Here is a 14,604-nt window from a genome sequence, read left to right as displayed (position 1 = left end):
TTCGCGAACGGAGAGTGTCAATGTCGGGTTTTGGCTGGAAGCTGCATGGAGACGGTCGGAACCTGAGACCGGGCGAGGTCGTCCGGCCGGACGAGCGGCTTTCCTGGACCCGCACGATCGGGCTGGGTGCACAGCACGTCGTCTCGATGATCGGCGCCTGTTTTGTCGCCCCGGTGCTCATGGGCCTGGATCCGAGCCTCGGCCTGATGGCCTCGGGTGTCGCGACGCTGTTGTTCCTGGTTATCACTCGCGGCCGGATCCCCAGTTACCTGGGGTCGTCGCTCTCCTTCGTCGGTGTCGCCGCCGTCATCGGAAGCCAGGGCGGTGGACCGGCGGAACTGACCGGTGCGCTGTTCGTCGTGGGTCTCGCCCTTGCCGCCGTCGGTCTTGTGGTCCAGTTCCTGGGAGCCCGGGTTATCCACGCGGCATTGCCGCCTGTGGTGACGGGCGCCGTCGTCATGCTGATCGGCTTCAACCTCGCCCCTGTGACCGCGTCGACGTACTGGCCGCAGGACCAGTGGACGGCGCTCGCCACGATGCTGTTCACCGGCCTTGCCCTGGTCGTACTGCGCGGTTTCTGGTCCCGCATCGCGATTCTCCTGGGCCTTGTCTTCGGATATCTGCTCTCGTGGATCCTCGACCTGACGGCGGGCAAGATCCATTCGGCGGACGCGAGCGGCAAGGTCGTCGATCACTGGCGCCTCGACCTGACCCCGGTCAAGGAGGCCGGCTGGATCGGGTTCCCCGACCTGCACGGCCCCTCGTTCAGCGGATCGGCGATCATCGTGGCTCTTCCGGTCCTGATCGCTCTGGTTGCCGAGAACGCCGGTCACATCAAGGCCGTCGGGGAGATGACGGGCGACCCGCTGGACGACAGGCTTGGCACCGCCATCATGGCGGACGGAGCGGCGACCATGGTCTCGACGGTTGCGGGAGGCCCGGCAACGACCACGTACGCGGAGAACATCGGCGTCATGGCCGCGACCCGCGTCTACTCAACGGCCGCCTACATGTGCGCGGCGTTCTTCGCGTTGCTCTTCGGTCTCTGTCCGAAGTTCGGCGCGGTCGTGACCGCGATTCCGGGCGGTGTCCTCGGCGGCATCACCGTGATTCTCTACGGCATGATCGGCCTGCTCGGCGCCCAGATCTGGATCCGCAACAAGGTCGACTTCTCCCAGCCGCTCAATCTGATCCCGGCTGCGGCCGGCGTGATCGTGGGCATCGGCGGCGTGAGCATGAAGATCAGCGACAACTTCGAGCTCAACGGCATCGCCCTGGGCACCATCGTGGTGCTGACCGGTTACCACTGTCTCCGCTGGCTCTCCAAGGCCGCGGGTACGCATCGACCGGCGCTCCTGGACGGCGGGCTGACGGAGTACGACGACCAGAAGCAGCCGTAGGCGATCACCACGTCAACGACCTGTAACGGGCGCGGAAGGGTCAGCGATGACTTGCTGTCGCATATCTCCGGCAAGGTGGCGGCCGCTGGCAACGCCTTCCGGATCAATGACCTGCCCCGGAAGTCCGCGTGGTGCGACACGTACAGCGCGTGCGATTTCGCCGCCGTCTGTCGAGACCGCCCGGGGCAGTGATCGGCAGGTCAGGCGTGGCGCAGAGTGAGCCCGCCGTGAGCCCGGATCTTTTCGGCTGGGCCGTCACGCCTTGATCGTTAAGGGGCTGCCGCCCGGCGCTGACCTGCATGGTTAGCAACCGGGCAGCAGTGGGTGTCATCTGAAGTTCCCCCGTGATCAGTTTCGAACTCGGCTTGCGTAGGAATGCGTGCGGTCGACGACGGTGCGTACGCACGGAGCGTGGCAGCCGAGTCCTGGTTTCCCGAGCGAGACGCCGGGCGACGACGTGCACGGGCATGTTGGCCAGCAGGAGCGCCATCGGGCACGGGTGCCGAAGGTCGGGCAGTCGGGTATCCGGTAAAGGCTCGGCAGGAGGCTTCCGCGTTCGGGTTGCGCATCTGCTCGCCAGCTTCGTTGGCAAGGAGGAAGTCGTCGGCCCCATGTCCAGAGTGGCCCGCTCGGGGTCCTGCATAGCACGGTGCTGCCTGAGGACCTCGGCGGTGGTCTGGTCGATACCGACGACGCGGCTGTGCCCACTCTTGGTGATGCCCTGGATCCGCTCACCCTTGATGAACGCGGACGATCTGCGGATCGCGATTTCGCGCCCTGCGGTGCCGAGTACGACGCCGCCCCGACCGGGGAGAAGGGTGCGATCCTGCGGCGTGAGCGGCTGTACCACTCGCACGTGATCGAGTGGCGCCAGGCCCGTGACGCCGGCGCCCTGGACGCCGTGACCGACCAGCGGACCGCTCCGGTCCGGCCGAGGAAGTCGGCCGAGCAGGCCGAGCTGGAGCAGCTGCGCAAGAAGGTCGCCCGGCTGGAGAAGGACCTGGCCCGCCGGGACGCGGCCCTCGATGTCATGGGGAAAGCCAACGCGCTCTTGGCTTGGAACTGCTCTCCGAGAGCGCGGACTGAAGCACGCCGCCGCATCGGTGGTCGACGAGGCTTTCGCCGGTGTCCAGGGGCAGTTGGGTACCACGGCGGCCTGCCGGCTGACCGGACGCTCACGCGCCACCCACTACCGCCACCTCAACCCGAAGCCGAAACCCGCACCGTCCCCGAGACCCACGCCCGCCTCGGCCCTCTCACCGGCCGAGCGGGCCGCGGGTCCTGGCGCTGCTGAACCGGCCGGAGTACGTTGACCTGCCGCCCGCCCAGGTCTGGGCACGTGAGCTGGACGCGGGGAACCACTGGTGCTCGGAGCGGACGATGTACCGGATCCTGTCCGCCGCCGGGCAGAACGGCGAACGCCGTCGGCAGGCCACCCACCTGCCCAGGACGATTCCCGAACTGGTCGCGCACGGGCCCTCACAGGTCTTCACCTGGGACATCACCCGACTGCCCGGTCCGGCCAGGGGCGTCTGGTTCCACGCCTACGTGATCATCGACATCTTCAGCCGCTACATCGTCGGGCACGCCGTCGAACTCGCCGAGACCGCGGAGCGGGTCGAGGAGCTGATCCGCGAGGCCTTCGAACGCAACGGCATCGTGCCCCACACCGTCCACGCGGACCGCGGCACCTCCATGACCAGCAAGAAGGTCTCCCAGCTACTGCTCGACCTCGGCGTCACCCGCAGTCATTCCCGCCCCAGGGTGAGCAACGACAACCCCTTCAGCGAAAGCCAGTTCCGCACCACCAAGTACGCATCCGACTACCCCGAACGCTCGACTATGGGACGCGACGGCCGGACCCGATCGGCGTCGACGCGGCCAGCTGGACCTGCGCCCGGCCTCCCCAAGCTCCCGCATGCGCGAGCCGGAGGAAGCCTTCGGCGACGGCCAGGCCGCGATCGAGGCACTGCAGGCCAAGGCGCGGGCGGCAGCCGCCGACAGGCGTCTCGCCGCGGGCCACTTTTGCAGCCCACAGGCTGTCCCAGAAGGCAGGTCGACGACCTTACCTCTTGGCTCGGTCGCGGCTTCCCGGTGCCGTCCTTCACCTCCAGCAGGTAGGGCTGCCAGGGCCATCGGTTTCGCTCTCGAACTGGCCAAGGAGATGCCCAGGCCAGCTGGCCAGCCGCGTAGCCGGACGGCTTCAGCAGGGCCGAGGATGCGGAGCATCCAGGGGTGCTACTCCTCGCCGTCATCCGGTATTGGTGGAGGAGAGTGGGGTACGGAGGCGGAAAATGTGTGGAATTTGTGACGGAAGCCACATGGTGACTATCGGTGATGCTTACCGCACGGTTTGTCGATGTGGTGCTGCGCTATTGAACCCAGCTAACCGAGCGTCATAACTGTGCGTAACAAAGGGGCAGACTGCTGGGGTGGTCTCAGGTCGGCTCCCTTTTCGGAATCTCATTCGATACGTATGCTCTGGCACGCCTGCAGGGTGCTGCGGCTCGTGTGAACCGGGGGGTTCAGGCGGGCGTCTTTTCTCGCAGCCCGGATGCCGTATAACTTCATGGGAGGGGACACGTATGACCAGCAGCCGGAGGCCTGCTTTACGCGCCGTGGTTGCAGCGGCTTCGATCAGTGCTCGCCGCCGACGCGCCACAGTCCGGCGCTCGGGTTTCGGCCCGAGCCGACGCCGCCACGCGCTCCATCGCCGCACAGGATCCGCAAAAGGTAAGCGTCATGGCAAGCCTCTGTGGCTCGGACTACGAGCTCATCAGCGCCGAGAGACTGCCTGACGAACGGAGATACGGCACCCTTAGTTACGTCAAGGGTGGTGCCGGTCCGAGTAACTACGCCTGCGCGTTGTTCGACAACAACCTCGGCGGCTCCCTGTACATGAAACTCAAGATCTGCGAGAACAAGGCATCCAGCCCGAGGTGCGACACCGACGAGGGCTACTTCTCTCAGTACGCCGGCCCAGTACGCATGAACAACTGCCCTGAGATCACAGCCATCATGAAGGACAGCAAGGGCCAAGCCATCATTGACGCGGTGCGCGGCCCCTTCTGTGGCTGAGGAATCAAGCATCTCCCGCACGCCGGAATCGTGCGTCGACCGCACGACGACAAGGTTCATTCACTCCGCCTATCAGTGGAACGGAAGCATGCGCACCTCGGCACAACATTCTGCCCTCACGCACCGTCGGCCGACAGCGCGTGGTTCGGCATTCGCTCTCACCGTGCTGATGTTGTCAGCGGGCGTCCTCACCACTGCTTGTGGCTCTGAGGGGGATGACTCGACCGCTGCTACGGCACCTGCCTCGAGGGTATCGACCGCAACAGAATCACCCTCTTCATCGGTCACTCCTGAACCTTCCGCATCAGCGGCAGGAAGCTCTCCCACTCCTCAGACGGCCGAGCAGAGAGCGCAAGAGCAGGCAGGCCGAGAACGGGCCGCAGCGGCTCCCAGCGGCATTCCGGTCACCCCGGGGGAGTCGACGGAGGATGAGGACTTCAAACACCCCTTGATGACCAAGGGGGACGTGACGGTCTTCAAGCCCGTTCGTAGCGGATCCGCTCTGTTGGTCCCGGTAAAGATCACCAATCATGGCGACCAACGTGCGTTCTACGAGGTCGCCGTCCGTGTTACCGGGCCTGATGGATTCGATGTGACGGTTCATATGAAGACTGATGTGGTCGGTGTATATCCCGGGGCTTCATGGCCCACCGAACTCACCGCGCGGGACTCCGGCAGCCCGGCCCCGGAAAACCCCCGGGTGACCATCGTCAAGAGCACAAAATCAAAGCATCTCAGCTGACATCCAAGTGACTCCCGCGTCAATTGGTCGCGAGGGTCGCCGTGCCCCACGTATGGAAGTGGGCATGCGTGTACGCACGCCTACGTCGAGAGCCCGGAGGCGATCCGACCAGGACTTTGGGCGAATTCCCGTAAATGCCGTCAGGCTGACTCGAACACGGTGACGCCTTCTCGGCATATTTCGTCCAGCCAGGTTCCCTGCCGGGCGTGCAATACATGAGGAAGTAGTGAATCCATGCGAATAGAGGTGAAGCGTGGAACGAAGTAGACGCAGACGTGCTCGCTTATCGGTGACCACAGCCATTACGCTGGCGCTGGTCGCCGGCGCGACCGCCGTTCAGGCAGTCGCGAACGGCAATCCGATGGTGCACAAAGACGTCGTGGCTAGCCGCGGCACCGTCGGGGTCGCAGACGACGCCAGGCTGGGCGACAAGCCACAGGCGGTTCCCGTCAAGGACCGTATGACGACGCTCGGAAAGAACTACCGAACGTCGAATGACACGGCGTGGACGACCTCGGGGACGGCGCCAGATCCCACCTCCTGACCGCCATGGAGAGGGATGGCTATCGGCGGAGGGCCGCCGCGTCGCCGGCCATCAGCGCAGACCAACTTCCCAACGGAACCGAAACGTGGAGTGACTGCGGCCAGGCCATCTCCTCAGGCAGTTTCCAGTTCACGTTCAACCCGGACGCGGAGGGCCGCTACGAAGCCAAAGCGGACCTGCACCAGGTCGGCGGCGGCTGGGGCGGCCACTACTGGTACACCCACACCCGCAACACGGACCACCTCGGCGGCCCCAAGGGCTACATGGCCATCAACGGCACCTGGACTCTCGGTCAAAACCTCAACTGGGCGCGCGTCCTGGTTCACCTGCCTGATACCGGGGCACATACACGGCAGGCCACCTACGTCGTTCACGGCTCCGACAGCAAGAGCCCGACACGGCGGGTTCTCCAGCGGGCCGGCGGCTGGGTCCCGTTGGGCGTGTTCCACTTCACGGGCACCCCGCAGGTCGAGTTGTCGAACACAACGGCGGACGGAACGGCGGACGAGGACATCGCCTGGGGCGCGGTGGCCTTCCAGCCTCTTACGGCCAAGCCGAAGAACTTCGTCGTGGCCATGGGCGACTCCTACTCCTCCGGTGAGGGTGCCAGTGCACCTGGTGGTAAGGACTTCTTCCCGGAGACGGACCACTACGACACGCTGAACAACAACCTCATCGACAAGTGCCACCGCTCCAGGCTTGCCTGGTCCAGGCAGGCGACCCTTCCGGGATACTCGAAGCCCATCGGTGACATGGCCGACAGCTACGACCCGCAGATGGACTACCACTTCGTTGCCTGCTCCGGGGCACGCAACTACAACATCCTCAACAGCGGCCAGTCCAGCGAAGTGTCGCAGATCGAATCCGGCTACCTCGACAACAACACCACCCTGGTCACCCTGTCGGTCGGCGGTAACGACGCTCGGTTCACGGATGTATTCAAGCAGTGCGTGTATAAGGCTGTCCTGGACCTCTGCCAGGACACGTCGATAGGAAACATCGACCCGGACACGGGCGACGATGTGGCGGGGGATACGGGGCCGCTGAAGGACTGGGCTCCGAAGTGGCTGCACGATGACGTCCGTCCCCGCATCCTCAAGGTGCTGAACGCCATTCATGCCAAGGCACCTAACGCGAAGATCGTCCTCATGGGTTATCCCCGCCTGCTGTCTGGAGACGGGCAGTGCATTCTGGGGATCGGCACCGAGGAAGCGCCGTGGCTGAACTCGGTCGCGGACACCCTGGACGAGGAGATGAACGGTGCCGTGTCGGACTTCAAGTCCCAGCCCGGAACCAATGCGGTGTTCGCGGATCCGCGCAGGGAGTTCGACGGCAAGACGGTGTGCGGTGACCCGGAGATGGTCAACGGCATTGTACTGACCGGTCTCTCGCAGGCGGACAACACCGGTCCGTTGGCTATTGGCATGGCGTCGTTCCACCCGAAGGTCGGGGGCGCGCGCTTGTACGCGAACGTGCTGGAGAGGGTGCTGAAGTAGGAGTCCGAAGGGGGCCCGGGGTCCTCTTGATCGAAAGGCGGTGCCTGAGTGCACATACTCAGGCACCGCCTGATGAGAACGGACACAATGATTGTGTCAATCACGGACAAGGAGAGCCGGCATGGCGCTGCCTCGTACGTCTTGCACAGCCCGGAAGATCACGGCTGTCGTATGGGCTGCCATCGTGTTCGGTGTGGCCTCGTGTTCTGCCGGAGACCACGCCGTCAGCCTTGACGAAATGCGGAAGCTCGCGGACAGTCCGAAGGCTGTGCAGGCCAGACAGAAGGCTGAGAGGCAGCTTTTGGGTGTCGTTCAGACATATGACAAGGAGACGCCCCTCACTCTCGCCCTGGTCACTGTGAAAGACTACTGCGGGAGGGGTTCGGGAGGCGTTTGGCCATCAGGTGATGACACCTACAAGGTTCGCTGCATCGTGACTGTCACTGGTTATTACGGTGCCGACCGGCGCCGGGTCGGTGACGTACTGGACGGGGTTCTTTCCGCAGGTGACCGGCACGCGGCTGCTACGACCCCGGGCTACGGTGTCGACTTCGGCCATGACGACTACCGCAGCAAACTGGTCGCTTACTACCTGGGACACCGGCCGAACCCGGATGGGTCGCACACCACGGAGCCCATGCAGCTCTCCGACGGTTCGCAGACGTTGGAGTGGGACATGGTCCGCACCAAACAGCATCGGATACTGATCGATGAGCCGCCCGTGTGCGCGAAACCTGATCCGCCGGTGACACGTTGCTCTCACAAGCCGGAGTCGAAGACCGTTGCCAGTATCCGCAGCAAGTACGGAATGGTTTTCAAAATGAGCATGACTCCCGTGGACTACTACCAAGTCTATAAAGACGGTAAAATCTACACTAACTGATGATAAGTGACGCAACTGGCGGCCAAGCCTGTCATCCTGTGCGACTTTGTCGCGCGATTCACGGGCGGCGTCTGCGGGGCTTCCTGTGTGGTGGGATATCGAGGTCGAGGTCAGCGAAGTGAGTGCGGCGCGTGGTGCCTGCGGGGTGACCGGTCAGGTGGGCGTCGATGCGGTGGAGGTTGATTGCTGCGGCGCTGAAGATGTGGGCGAGGGCGGTCTTGGCCCGGCCTCGGTAGCGGCTGCGCCGGATGCCGATGCCGGGGACGGCTTGGGAGATCGTTCCCTCGACACCGGCCTGCTTGTGGAAACGCTGCTTCCATGCGTCGGTTCCCTGCTCAGCGCGCTGGTGGTGCAGGAGCTCGTGCTCGTCACGGGGGTGAAGGGTCGGGCGGCGGGTGAAGCCGCTGGTGCATGAGGTGCGGACTTTACAGTTGCGGCAGTCCCACTCGGGGAAGATGACGACTGTCCGCGGGTGGCCGTCCATCCGGGTGCTGCCCCAGTAGCGGCTCTTGGCTCCCTTGGGGCAGACGGCGTACTGCTGGTCCCAGTGGATCTGGAAGTCGGTGAGCGCGAAACCCTCTCCGGCGCGGGTCTGCCGGTCACTGGCCGGGGGAAGCGGCCCGCCCAGGTCAATGCCCTGGGCGCGGGCGGTCAGGATGATCGCGGCGGAGGTATAGCCCGTCAACCAGGTGCTCGCCCGGCTTCACCTCGCGGCGCTCGAGGTTGTCGTGGACCGTCTCGACCAGGCGGGAGTCGTCCACGGCCGCGTGGGTGGTGGCCACGTTCACCACCAGGTGGGGCAGGTCATCATCGCAGGTCTCGCTGTAGTGGACCTTGTATCCGTCCCAGATCATGCCGCGCTTGACCGAGCAGCGAGCGTCCACATCGTGTGGGCTGACCAGCCGATCTCTGCCCGGCGGGAGGTCCTTGCCCTCCCGCCGGCGCACCTCCTGCCCCTGCTCGCTGTCGCCGCGGTGGTACTGCTGGATCCACGCCCGGCGCAGGACTTGCACCGCCGGTAGTTCCCGCAGCCACTGCGGCGCATCCGGTCGGTAGACCGTCTCAAGGAGCACGTAGCCGTCTGTTCCGACCTGGATCGCAAACGTGCCGCGTTCCGGCTCGCCTTTCGGCAGCCGGTAAGAGTCCGCCCGCTGCCCGTATCGCTCCTGCCAGGAGGCGTCCGCGACGCCGACAGCGCGCCAGAGCGAGGACGTGGGTGGCGTCCGTGCGCACGCGACCGCCCGTCCGGAGGAAGCCCAGTTCCGACAGCCTGGCAAGCAGCCGGTCCAGGATCACCTGCTCGTGGCTGTGCTCGACCAGGCGTTCGCGGAAGCCGGACAGGACAGTCGGCCGAGCAGGCCGAGACCCACGCCCGCCTCGGCCCTCTCACCGGCCGAGCGGGCCGCGGGTCCTGGCGCTGCTGAACCGGCCGGAGTACGTTGACCTGCCGCCCGCCCAGGTCTGGGCACGTGAGCTGGACGCGGGGAACCACTGGTGCTCGGAGCGGACGATGTACCGGATCCTGTCCGCCGCCGGGCAGAACGGCGAACGCCGTCGGCAGGCCACCCACCTGCCCAGGACGATTCCCGAACTGGTCGCGCACGGGCCCTCACAGGTCTTCACCTGGGACATCACCCGACTGCCCGGTCCGGCCAGGGGCGTCTGGTTCCACGCCTACGTGATCATCGACATCTTCAGCCGCTACATCGTCGGGCACGCCGTCGAACTCGCCGAGACCGCGGAGCGGGTCGAGGAGCTGATCCGCGAGGCCTTCGAACGCAACGGCATCGTGCCCCACACCGTCCACGCGGACCGCGGCACCTCCATGACCAGCAAGAAGGGGCCCTGACCCCGGAGTTTGGACACCGGAGAGACTTGGATCTTGATGGTCCAGGAGAACGGAGTCCCTGTGGGGATGAAGCACTACCCCGCCGAGTTCAAGGCGGACGCGGTCGCGCTGTACCGGTCGAGGCCGGGGGCGACGATCAAGTCGGAAGCCCCGCCGTCCTGGGCCAGGACAGCCGCTCATCCGGCTTGACGACGGCTCCGGGGGCGGGGGTGCGCCCGTCGCCGTGCAGGGTCCAGCGCACGCCGAGGCCCATGGTTGTGCTCCACTTCATTGCTCAGGGGGATCGCAGCAATGTTAGTGGTTCGAAAATGTGCTTCATACCGCTAAAGATCAGCGGTCCGCACGCCCAGCAGGTCGTGCAGCGCCCGCCGTCCCTCCTCGCTCACCCGCAGCGCCCGCTGGCTGCCGATCCGCACACACCACCCCGCGTCCAGGGCGTGCCGGCACAGCGCGGCCCCCGCCACGCCCGCGAGATGCGGTCTGCGCTCGGTCCAGTCCAGACAGCTGCGGGCCATCGGCCGGCGGCCGCGCGGGGCGGCCGACAGGTCCACGCCGAACCGCCGGAACCAGGTCAGGCCGGCGTCGGTCAGCGCGAACCCCGTCTCGCCCTGCAGCAGCCCCCGCTCCAGCATCGCGTCGGTGATCGACGTGCCGAGCCGCCCGGCGAGATGGTCGTAGCAGGTGCGGGCCCGCGCCATGGCCTCACCGGCGCCGGCCGCGCCCAGCGTCCGGGGCGCGGGCGGCGGCGCGGCGTGGCCGGACAGGTCCTCGATCAGCTGGGCGATCTGCGGCCCCGCCAGCCGTACGTAGCGGTGCCTGCCCTGCCGTTCCTCCGCCAGCAGGCCGCCCTCGACGAGCCGGCTCAGATGCTCGCTCGCGGTCGACGCGGCCACCCCGGCGAGCCGTGCCAGCTCCCCGGCGGTCCAGGCCCGCCCGTCGAGCAGCGCCAGGCAGAACGACGCGCGGGTCTCGTCCGCCAGCAGCGCGGCGAACCGGGCGAGCTGTGGGCCGCGGGGATGGGGCTGTGACATACGCCCATCATGCGCCCCCGACACTTCGGCCCCGGCCGAACGATCGCCCGCCGGCCTTACGCGGGGGTGAGGCGGGCACCCGTGCGGCGGCCGGTCCAGCGGCCGCCGTCGACGACGACCTGGCCGCCCACCAACACCGCGCCGATGCCCTCCGGCGGGCGGAGGGGGCTGTCGTACGTGGCGCGGTCCCGTACCTTCCGCGGATCGAAGATGACCAGGTCGGCGACGGCGCCCACCCGGACCCGCCCCCTGTCGGCCAGGCCGAAGGTGTCGGCGGGCAGCGAGGTCATCCGGGCGACGGCGGCGGGCAGGGAGAGCACCCGCAGGTCGTGGACGAAGCGGCGCAGCAGGCGCGGGAAGGTGCCGCTGACGCGCGGGTGCGGGGAGGTGCCCCAGCCGGGGGGTGCGCCGTCGGTGCCCAGCATGGTGTGTTCATCGCGCAGGAGGGCGGCGATGTCCTCGTCGGAGACCGTGTCGACGATCATGTTGGCCCGGTTCTCCTCGTGCCGGACGATATGTACCAGGGTGTCGAAGGGGTCCATGCCCAGCGCCGCGGCGAGATCCGTCAGCGCCTGTCCGTCGTAGGTGCCGGTGGCCGTGGAGGCGACCCGGATGCCCTGGTAGCCGGCGGAGGCCACGTGGTTGTCCCAGTCCCCGCCGTTCGCGTGTTCCTCGACCTCGGCGCGCATCCGCTCCACCAGGCGCGGGTCCGCCAGCCGGGTGAGCAGCGCCGCGCCGCCGCCGTCGTGGGCCCACTGGGGCAGACACGCGGAGAGCATCAGGGACGCCGCCGTGTACGGGTAGATGTCCTGGGCCAGGGCAAGCCCCTCCCGGCGGGCCCGGCGCAGCAGGCCGAGGACCTGCTCGGCCCGGTCGGGGCTGCCGCGTCCGGGGACCTTGAGGTGGGAGATCTGCACCTGGCGGCCCGTCTCGTGGCCGATCCGCACCGCCTCGCGCAGGCTGTCCATCAGACCGGGGCCCTCGCTGCGGATGTGGGTGGCGTAGATACCGTGCCGCGGCATATGGCGGACCAGGGAGGTGAGTTCGGCGGTGTCGGCGAACGAGCCGGGGGTGTAGGCCAGGCCCGAGGACAGCCCGAAGCATCCGGCGTCGCAGGCCTCCGCCACCGCCCGGCCCATCTCCCGCAGTTCCTCCGCCCGCGCCGGGCGGCCGGTGCCGCCGCACACCACGCTGCGCACCGTGCCATGACCGACCAGCGGTACGTAGTTGGTGATGTACCCGGCGGCGTCGGTGGCCTTGAACAGGTCGGCGAATCCCCGCCAGGTGAAGGGAAGTTCGGGTGGGAAGGTGACCGCGGCGTAGTCCCGTACCTGCCGGGTGTCGGTGAACGGGGCGAGTGAGAAGCCGCAGTTGCCGACGACCTCCGTCGTCACCCCCTGGAGGAGCTTGGGCAGATCCCCGGGCCCGTACAGTGGCGCGTTGTCGCTGTGGGAGTGGACATCGACGAAGCCGGGCGCCAGCACCTGCCCGGTGGCGTCCACGACGCGCCGCCCCTGGTCGGGGATCCGCCCCGGCGGCTCGACCGCGGCGACGCGGTCCCCTGTGACCAGGACGTCGCGGTGGTCCGGCTCGGTGCCCGTGCCGTCGGCGAGGAGGGCACCGCGGATGAGGAGGCCCTGGTCGGCGACGCGCACTCGGGGGGCCGCGGCTGTCGGGTCGGGAGCGTTCACGGGGTCTCTCCGGGGGGTGCGGTCTCCGGCAGCAGATGGCCACCGGCGAAGGTGCCGCGTCCGCGGCGTGACAGCAGGAAGGTGAAGCCCGCGAGCAGCAGCACTCCGGTGGTCAGCAGGACACCGACGGCCGCGACCTTGGGGCTGATCTCGAAGAGGATGTTCTGGTACATCCGCACCTGGAGCGTCACCGTGTGCGGGCCGCCCAGGAAGACGCCCATCAACAGGTCGTCGAAGGCCAGGATGAACGCGAACAGCAGGGCCGCGAGAATGCCGGGCGCGGCCAGCGGCGCGATGACGGTGCGGCCGACGCGCAGCGGCGACGCCCCGAGGCTGGCGGCGGCCTTCTCGTGCAGCGGGTCAAGACCCCGGAGCACGGCGGTGGTCACCACCACCACGTAGGGCAGGGTGAGCACCGTGTCGGCCAGCAGGATCGCGGTCGGCGTACCCAGCACCCCGAGGGGGACCAGGAAGAAGAACAGCGCCACGGCGTAGATGATCTGCGGCATGACCATGGGGCTCACGGTCAGCAGATAGGCCAGGGCGGGCAACCGCCGGCCTCGGGCGCGCACGATGCCGTACGCGGCGAGCGTCCCGATCACGGTGGCGGTGAGTGCGGCCGCGAGCGACACCCACAGGCTCAGCACCGTGGACTGGGTCCAGTCGGCGTCCTGGAAGTAGTCGCTGAACCAGCGGGTGGAGTAGCCGGGCGGGGGGAAGGTGAGGAAGTCGGCTTTGCTGAACGCCAGCATGCAGATGACGACCAGCGGCCCGACCAGGCCCGCCACGGCGACCGCGGTGACCGCGCCGAGGATGACGTAGCGCAGTGTCGAACAGATATCGCCGATCCGGCGGGCGACGCGCCTCACCGCGCCGCCCGCGAACTCGCGCACCGCGTAGTCGGCGGCGCCCGACAGCCCGTCGGCGGCGCGCCGCCATGCACGCCGCGGTCCGGCGAACCACCCGCGGTCCGCGCCGCGGCCCTGCGTACGGTCCAGGGACAGGCCCAGCGGGCGGCGCAGGAAGGCCATCAGGATCAGGACCAGGACGAGCAGCACCGCGGCCTCGGCGGCCGTGGGCCCGTACTGCTGCTGGGTGTTGATCTGGGCGTCGATGCGCTGGGCGATCATCGGGGTGGAGGCGCCGCCCAGCAGCGCGGGGGTGGTGTAGTAGCCGAGTGAGGTGATGAACACCAGGCTGGCCCCGGCCGCGAGCCCGCGCACCGACAGCGGCAGGAACACGGTGCGCCAGGCGGTGAAGGGGGAGGCGCCCATGGAGCGGGCGGCGCGCACCGCCGAGCGGTCGATGCCGCGCATCGCCGCGTACAGGGGCATCACCATCATCGGCAGCAGCACTTGGGTCATCCCGATGATGACACCGGTGTCATTGAAGACCAGCTGATGGGGCGAGCCGAACAGACCGGCCGCCAGCATGGCCTTGTTGATCAGTCCGTTGTCGCTGAGCAGCACCCGCCAGGCGTAGCTGCGGATCAGCGTGGAACTGAAGAACGGCAGCGTGACGCAGGCCAGCAGCGCGGCGGCGGGCAGCGTCGGCAGCCGGACGGCGGCGTACGCGAACGGGTAGCCGATGACGGCGGCCACGACGGTGACGCTCAGCGCGATCTCCACCGTGCGCCATAGCACCGGCAGAAAGATCCCGTCGTGCAGCAGTGCGGTGTACCGGTCAAGGCTCAGACCGGAGTCGGTCTGGAGGCTGTCGGTGATCAGCCTGGTCAGCGGGAAGAGGAAGAGCACCCCGAGCACGGCGACCGCCGGAAGCACCAGCCCGCCCGGCCCGAACCGCCCGATACGGCGGCGCGGGCGGGAGGCCGGTGCGGCGGGTGGGGCCGGCGTTCCCGGCGGGGCGGGGCGGGCCGCCGATGTGGACATG

15 protein-coding genes are annotated in these 14,604 nt (G+C 67.7%); 9 read left to right on the top strand and 6 right to left on the bottom strand.

Annotated elements, in window-relative coordinates; all coding sequences use genetic code 11:
* Positions 1 to 20 precede the first annotated feature (20 nt).
* The 8 genes from ACWY4P_RS09915 to ACWY4P_RS09880 all read left to right on the top strand — a co-directional run bounded on the left by ACWY4P_RS09915 (position 21) and on the right by ACWY4P_RS09880 (position 8,143).
* Positions 21 to 1,400: a uracil-xanthine permease family protein gene (locus ACWY4P_RS09915; RefSeq protein WP_456209973.1), complete on the top strand. Its 1,380-nt coding sequence runs from the start codon at positions 21 to 23 to the stop codon at positions 1,398 to 1,400.
* Positions 1,401 to 2,049: 649 nt separating this feature from the next.
* A complete protein-coding gene (locus tag ACWY4P_RS09910) occupies positions 2,050 to 2,694 on the top strand; it encodes a hypothetical protein (RefSeq protein WP_456209972.1) in 645 nt (214 codons plus the stop codon).
* An 86-nt stretch (positions 2,695 to 2,780) separates the two neighbouring features.
* The gene (locus tag ACWY4P_RS09905; RefSeq protein WP_456209971.1) at positions 2,781 to 3,521 is read left to right on the top strand and encodes a transposase; all 741 of its coding nucleotides are present in this window, start codon (positions 2,781 to 2,783) and stop codon (positions 3,519 to 3,521) included.
* Positions 3,522 to 4,040: 519 nt separating this feature from the next.
* Entirely contained in the window at positions 4,041 to 4,478 is a 438-nt protein-coding gene (locus ACWY4P_RS09900; protein ID WP_456209970.1) for a hypothetical protein, read from the top strand.
* 451 nt (positions 4,479 to 4,929) lie between these two features.
* Positions 4,930 to 5,220, top strand: a complete 291-nt coding sequence (locus ACWY4P_RS09895) for a hypothetical protein (RefSeq protein ID WP_456209969.1) — start codon at positions 4,930 to 4,932, stop codon at positions 5,218 to 5,220.
* A 289-nt stretch (positions 5,221 to 5,509) separates the two neighbouring features.
* Complete coding sequence (locus tag ACWY4P_RS09890) at positions 5,510 to 5,764, top strand: hypothetical protein (protein WP_456209968.1); 255 nt, start codon at positions 5,510 to 5,512, stop codon at positions 5,762 to 5,764.
* Complete coding sequence (locus tag ACWY4P_RS09885) at positions 5,725 to 7,260, top strand: SGNH/GDSL hydrolase family protein (protein ID WP_456209967.1); 1,536 nt, start codon at positions 5,725 to 5,727, stop codon at positions 7,258 to 7,260. Before ACWY4P_RS09890 ends, ACWY4P_RS09885 begins: the two co-directional genes overlap by 40 nt.
* 121 nt (positions 7,261 to 7,381) lie before the next feature.
* Positions 7,382 to 8,143 (top strand): hypothetical protein, encoded by a 762-nt coding sequence (locus tag ACWY4P_RS09880; RefSeq protein ID WP_456209966.1) that lies wholly within the window; start codon positions 7,382 to 7,384, stop codon positions 8,141 to 8,143.
* Positions 8,144 to 8,201: 58 nt separating this feature from the next.
* Here the strand turns inward: ACWY4P_RS09880 and ACWY4P_RS09875 are convergent, their stop codons facing one another.
* Both ACWY4P_RS09875 and ACWY4P_RS09870 read right to left on the bottom strand, forming a co-directional pair.
* A complete protein-coding gene (locus tag ACWY4P_RS09875; protein WP_456209965.1) occupies positions 8,202 to 8,828 on the bottom strand; it encodes a transposase in 627 nt (208 codons plus the stop codon).
* Entirely contained in the window at positions 8,773 to 9,216 is a 444-nt protein-coding gene (locus ACWY4P_RS09870; RefSeq protein WP_456209964.1) for a hypothetical protein, read from the bottom strand. Before ACWY4P_RS09870 ends, ACWY4P_RS09875 begins: the two co-directional genes overlap by 56 nt.
* A 437-nt stretch (positions 9,217 to 9,653) precedes the next feature.
* Between ACWY4P_RS09870 and ACWY4P_RS09865 the strand changes: the two genes are divergently transcribed.
* On the top strand, positions 9,654 to 9,992 hold the full coding sequence (locus tag ACWY4P_RS09865; RefSeq protein ID WP_456209963.1) for a DDE-type integrase/transposase/recombinase: 339 nt from the start codon (positions 9,654 to 9,656) through the stop codon (positions 9,990 to 9,992).
* Between the two features lie 136 nt (positions 9,993 to 10,128).
* Here the strand turns inward: ACWY4P_RS09865 and ACWY4P_RS09860 are convergent, their stop codons facing one another.
* From ACWY4P_RS09860 to ACWY4P_RS09845, 4 genes are read right to left on the bottom strand one after another with little or no spacing between them, the layout of a single operon-like run.
* Entirely contained in the window at positions 10,129 to 10,263 is a 135-nt protein-coding gene (locus ACWY4P_RS09860; RefSeq protein ID WP_456213386.1) for a hypothetical protein, read from the bottom strand.
* 52 nt (positions 10,264 to 10,315) lie between these two features.
* On the bottom strand, positions 10,316 to 11,023 hold the full coding sequence (locus tag ACWY4P_RS09855; RefSeq protein WP_456209962.1) for an ArsR/SmtB family transcription factor: 708 nt from the start codon (positions 11,021 to 11,023) through the stop codon (positions 10,316 to 10,318).
* 56 nt (positions 11,024 to 11,079) lie between these two features.
* Complete coding sequence (locus tag ACWY4P_RS09850; RefSeq protein WP_456209961.1) at positions 11,080 to 12,714, bottom strand: N-acyl-D-amino-acid deacylase family protein; 1,635 nt, start codon at positions 12,712 to 12,714, stop codon at positions 11,080 to 11,082.
* A complete protein-coding gene (locus ACWY4P_RS09845; protein WP_456209960.1) occupies positions 12,711 to 14,603 on the bottom strand; it encodes an ABC transporter permease subunit in 1,893 nt (630 codons plus the stop codon). The genes ACWY4P_RS09850 and ACWY4P_RS09845 overlap by 4 nt, the downstream gene beginning before the upstream one ends.
* Between the last annotated feature and the right edge of the window lies 1 nt (position 14,604).

It is taken from the genome of Streptomyces sp. LZ34 (assembly GCF_053890475.1).
This window is presented reverse-complemented; position numbering and strand designations above follow the sequence as displayed.

Excerpts from the sequence above, each read along its gene's own strand:
- ACWY4P_RS09905 (WP_456209971.1), top strand. The coding sequence starts at position 2,781 with ATGTACCGGATCCTGTCCGCCGCCGGGCAGAACGGCGAACGCCGTCGG.
- ACWY4P_RS09915 (WP_456209973.1), top strand. The coding sequence starts at position 21 with ATGTCGGGTTTTGGCTGGAAGCTGCATGGAGACGGTCGGAACCTGAGA.
- ACWY4P_RS09880 (WP_456209966.1), top strand. The coding sequence starts at position 7,382 with ATGGCGCTGCCTCGTACGTCTTGCACAGCCCGGAAGATCACGGCTGTC.
- ACWY4P_RS09895 (WP_456209969.1), top strand. The coding sequence starts at position 4,930 with ATGACCAAGGGGGACGTGACGGTCTTCAAGCCCGTTCGTAGCGGATCC.
- ACWY4P_RS09845 (WP_456209960.1), bottom strand. The coding sequence starts at position 14,603 with ATGTCCACATCGGCGGCCCGCCCCGCCCCGCCGGGAACGCCGGCCCCA.
- ACWY4P_RS09855 (WP_456209962.1), bottom strand. The coding sequence starts at position 11,023 with ATGTCACAGCCCCATCCCCGCGGCCCACAGCTCGCCCGGTTCGCCGCG.
- ACWY4P_RS09865 (WP_456209963.1), top strand. The coding sequence starts at position 9,654 with ATGTACCGGATCCTGTCCGCCGCCGGGCAGAACGGCGAACGCCGTCGG.
- ACWY4P_RS09860 (WP_456213386.1), bottom strand. The coding sequence starts at position 10,263 with ATGAAGTGGAGCACAACCATGGGCCTCGGCGTGCGCTGGACCCTGCAC.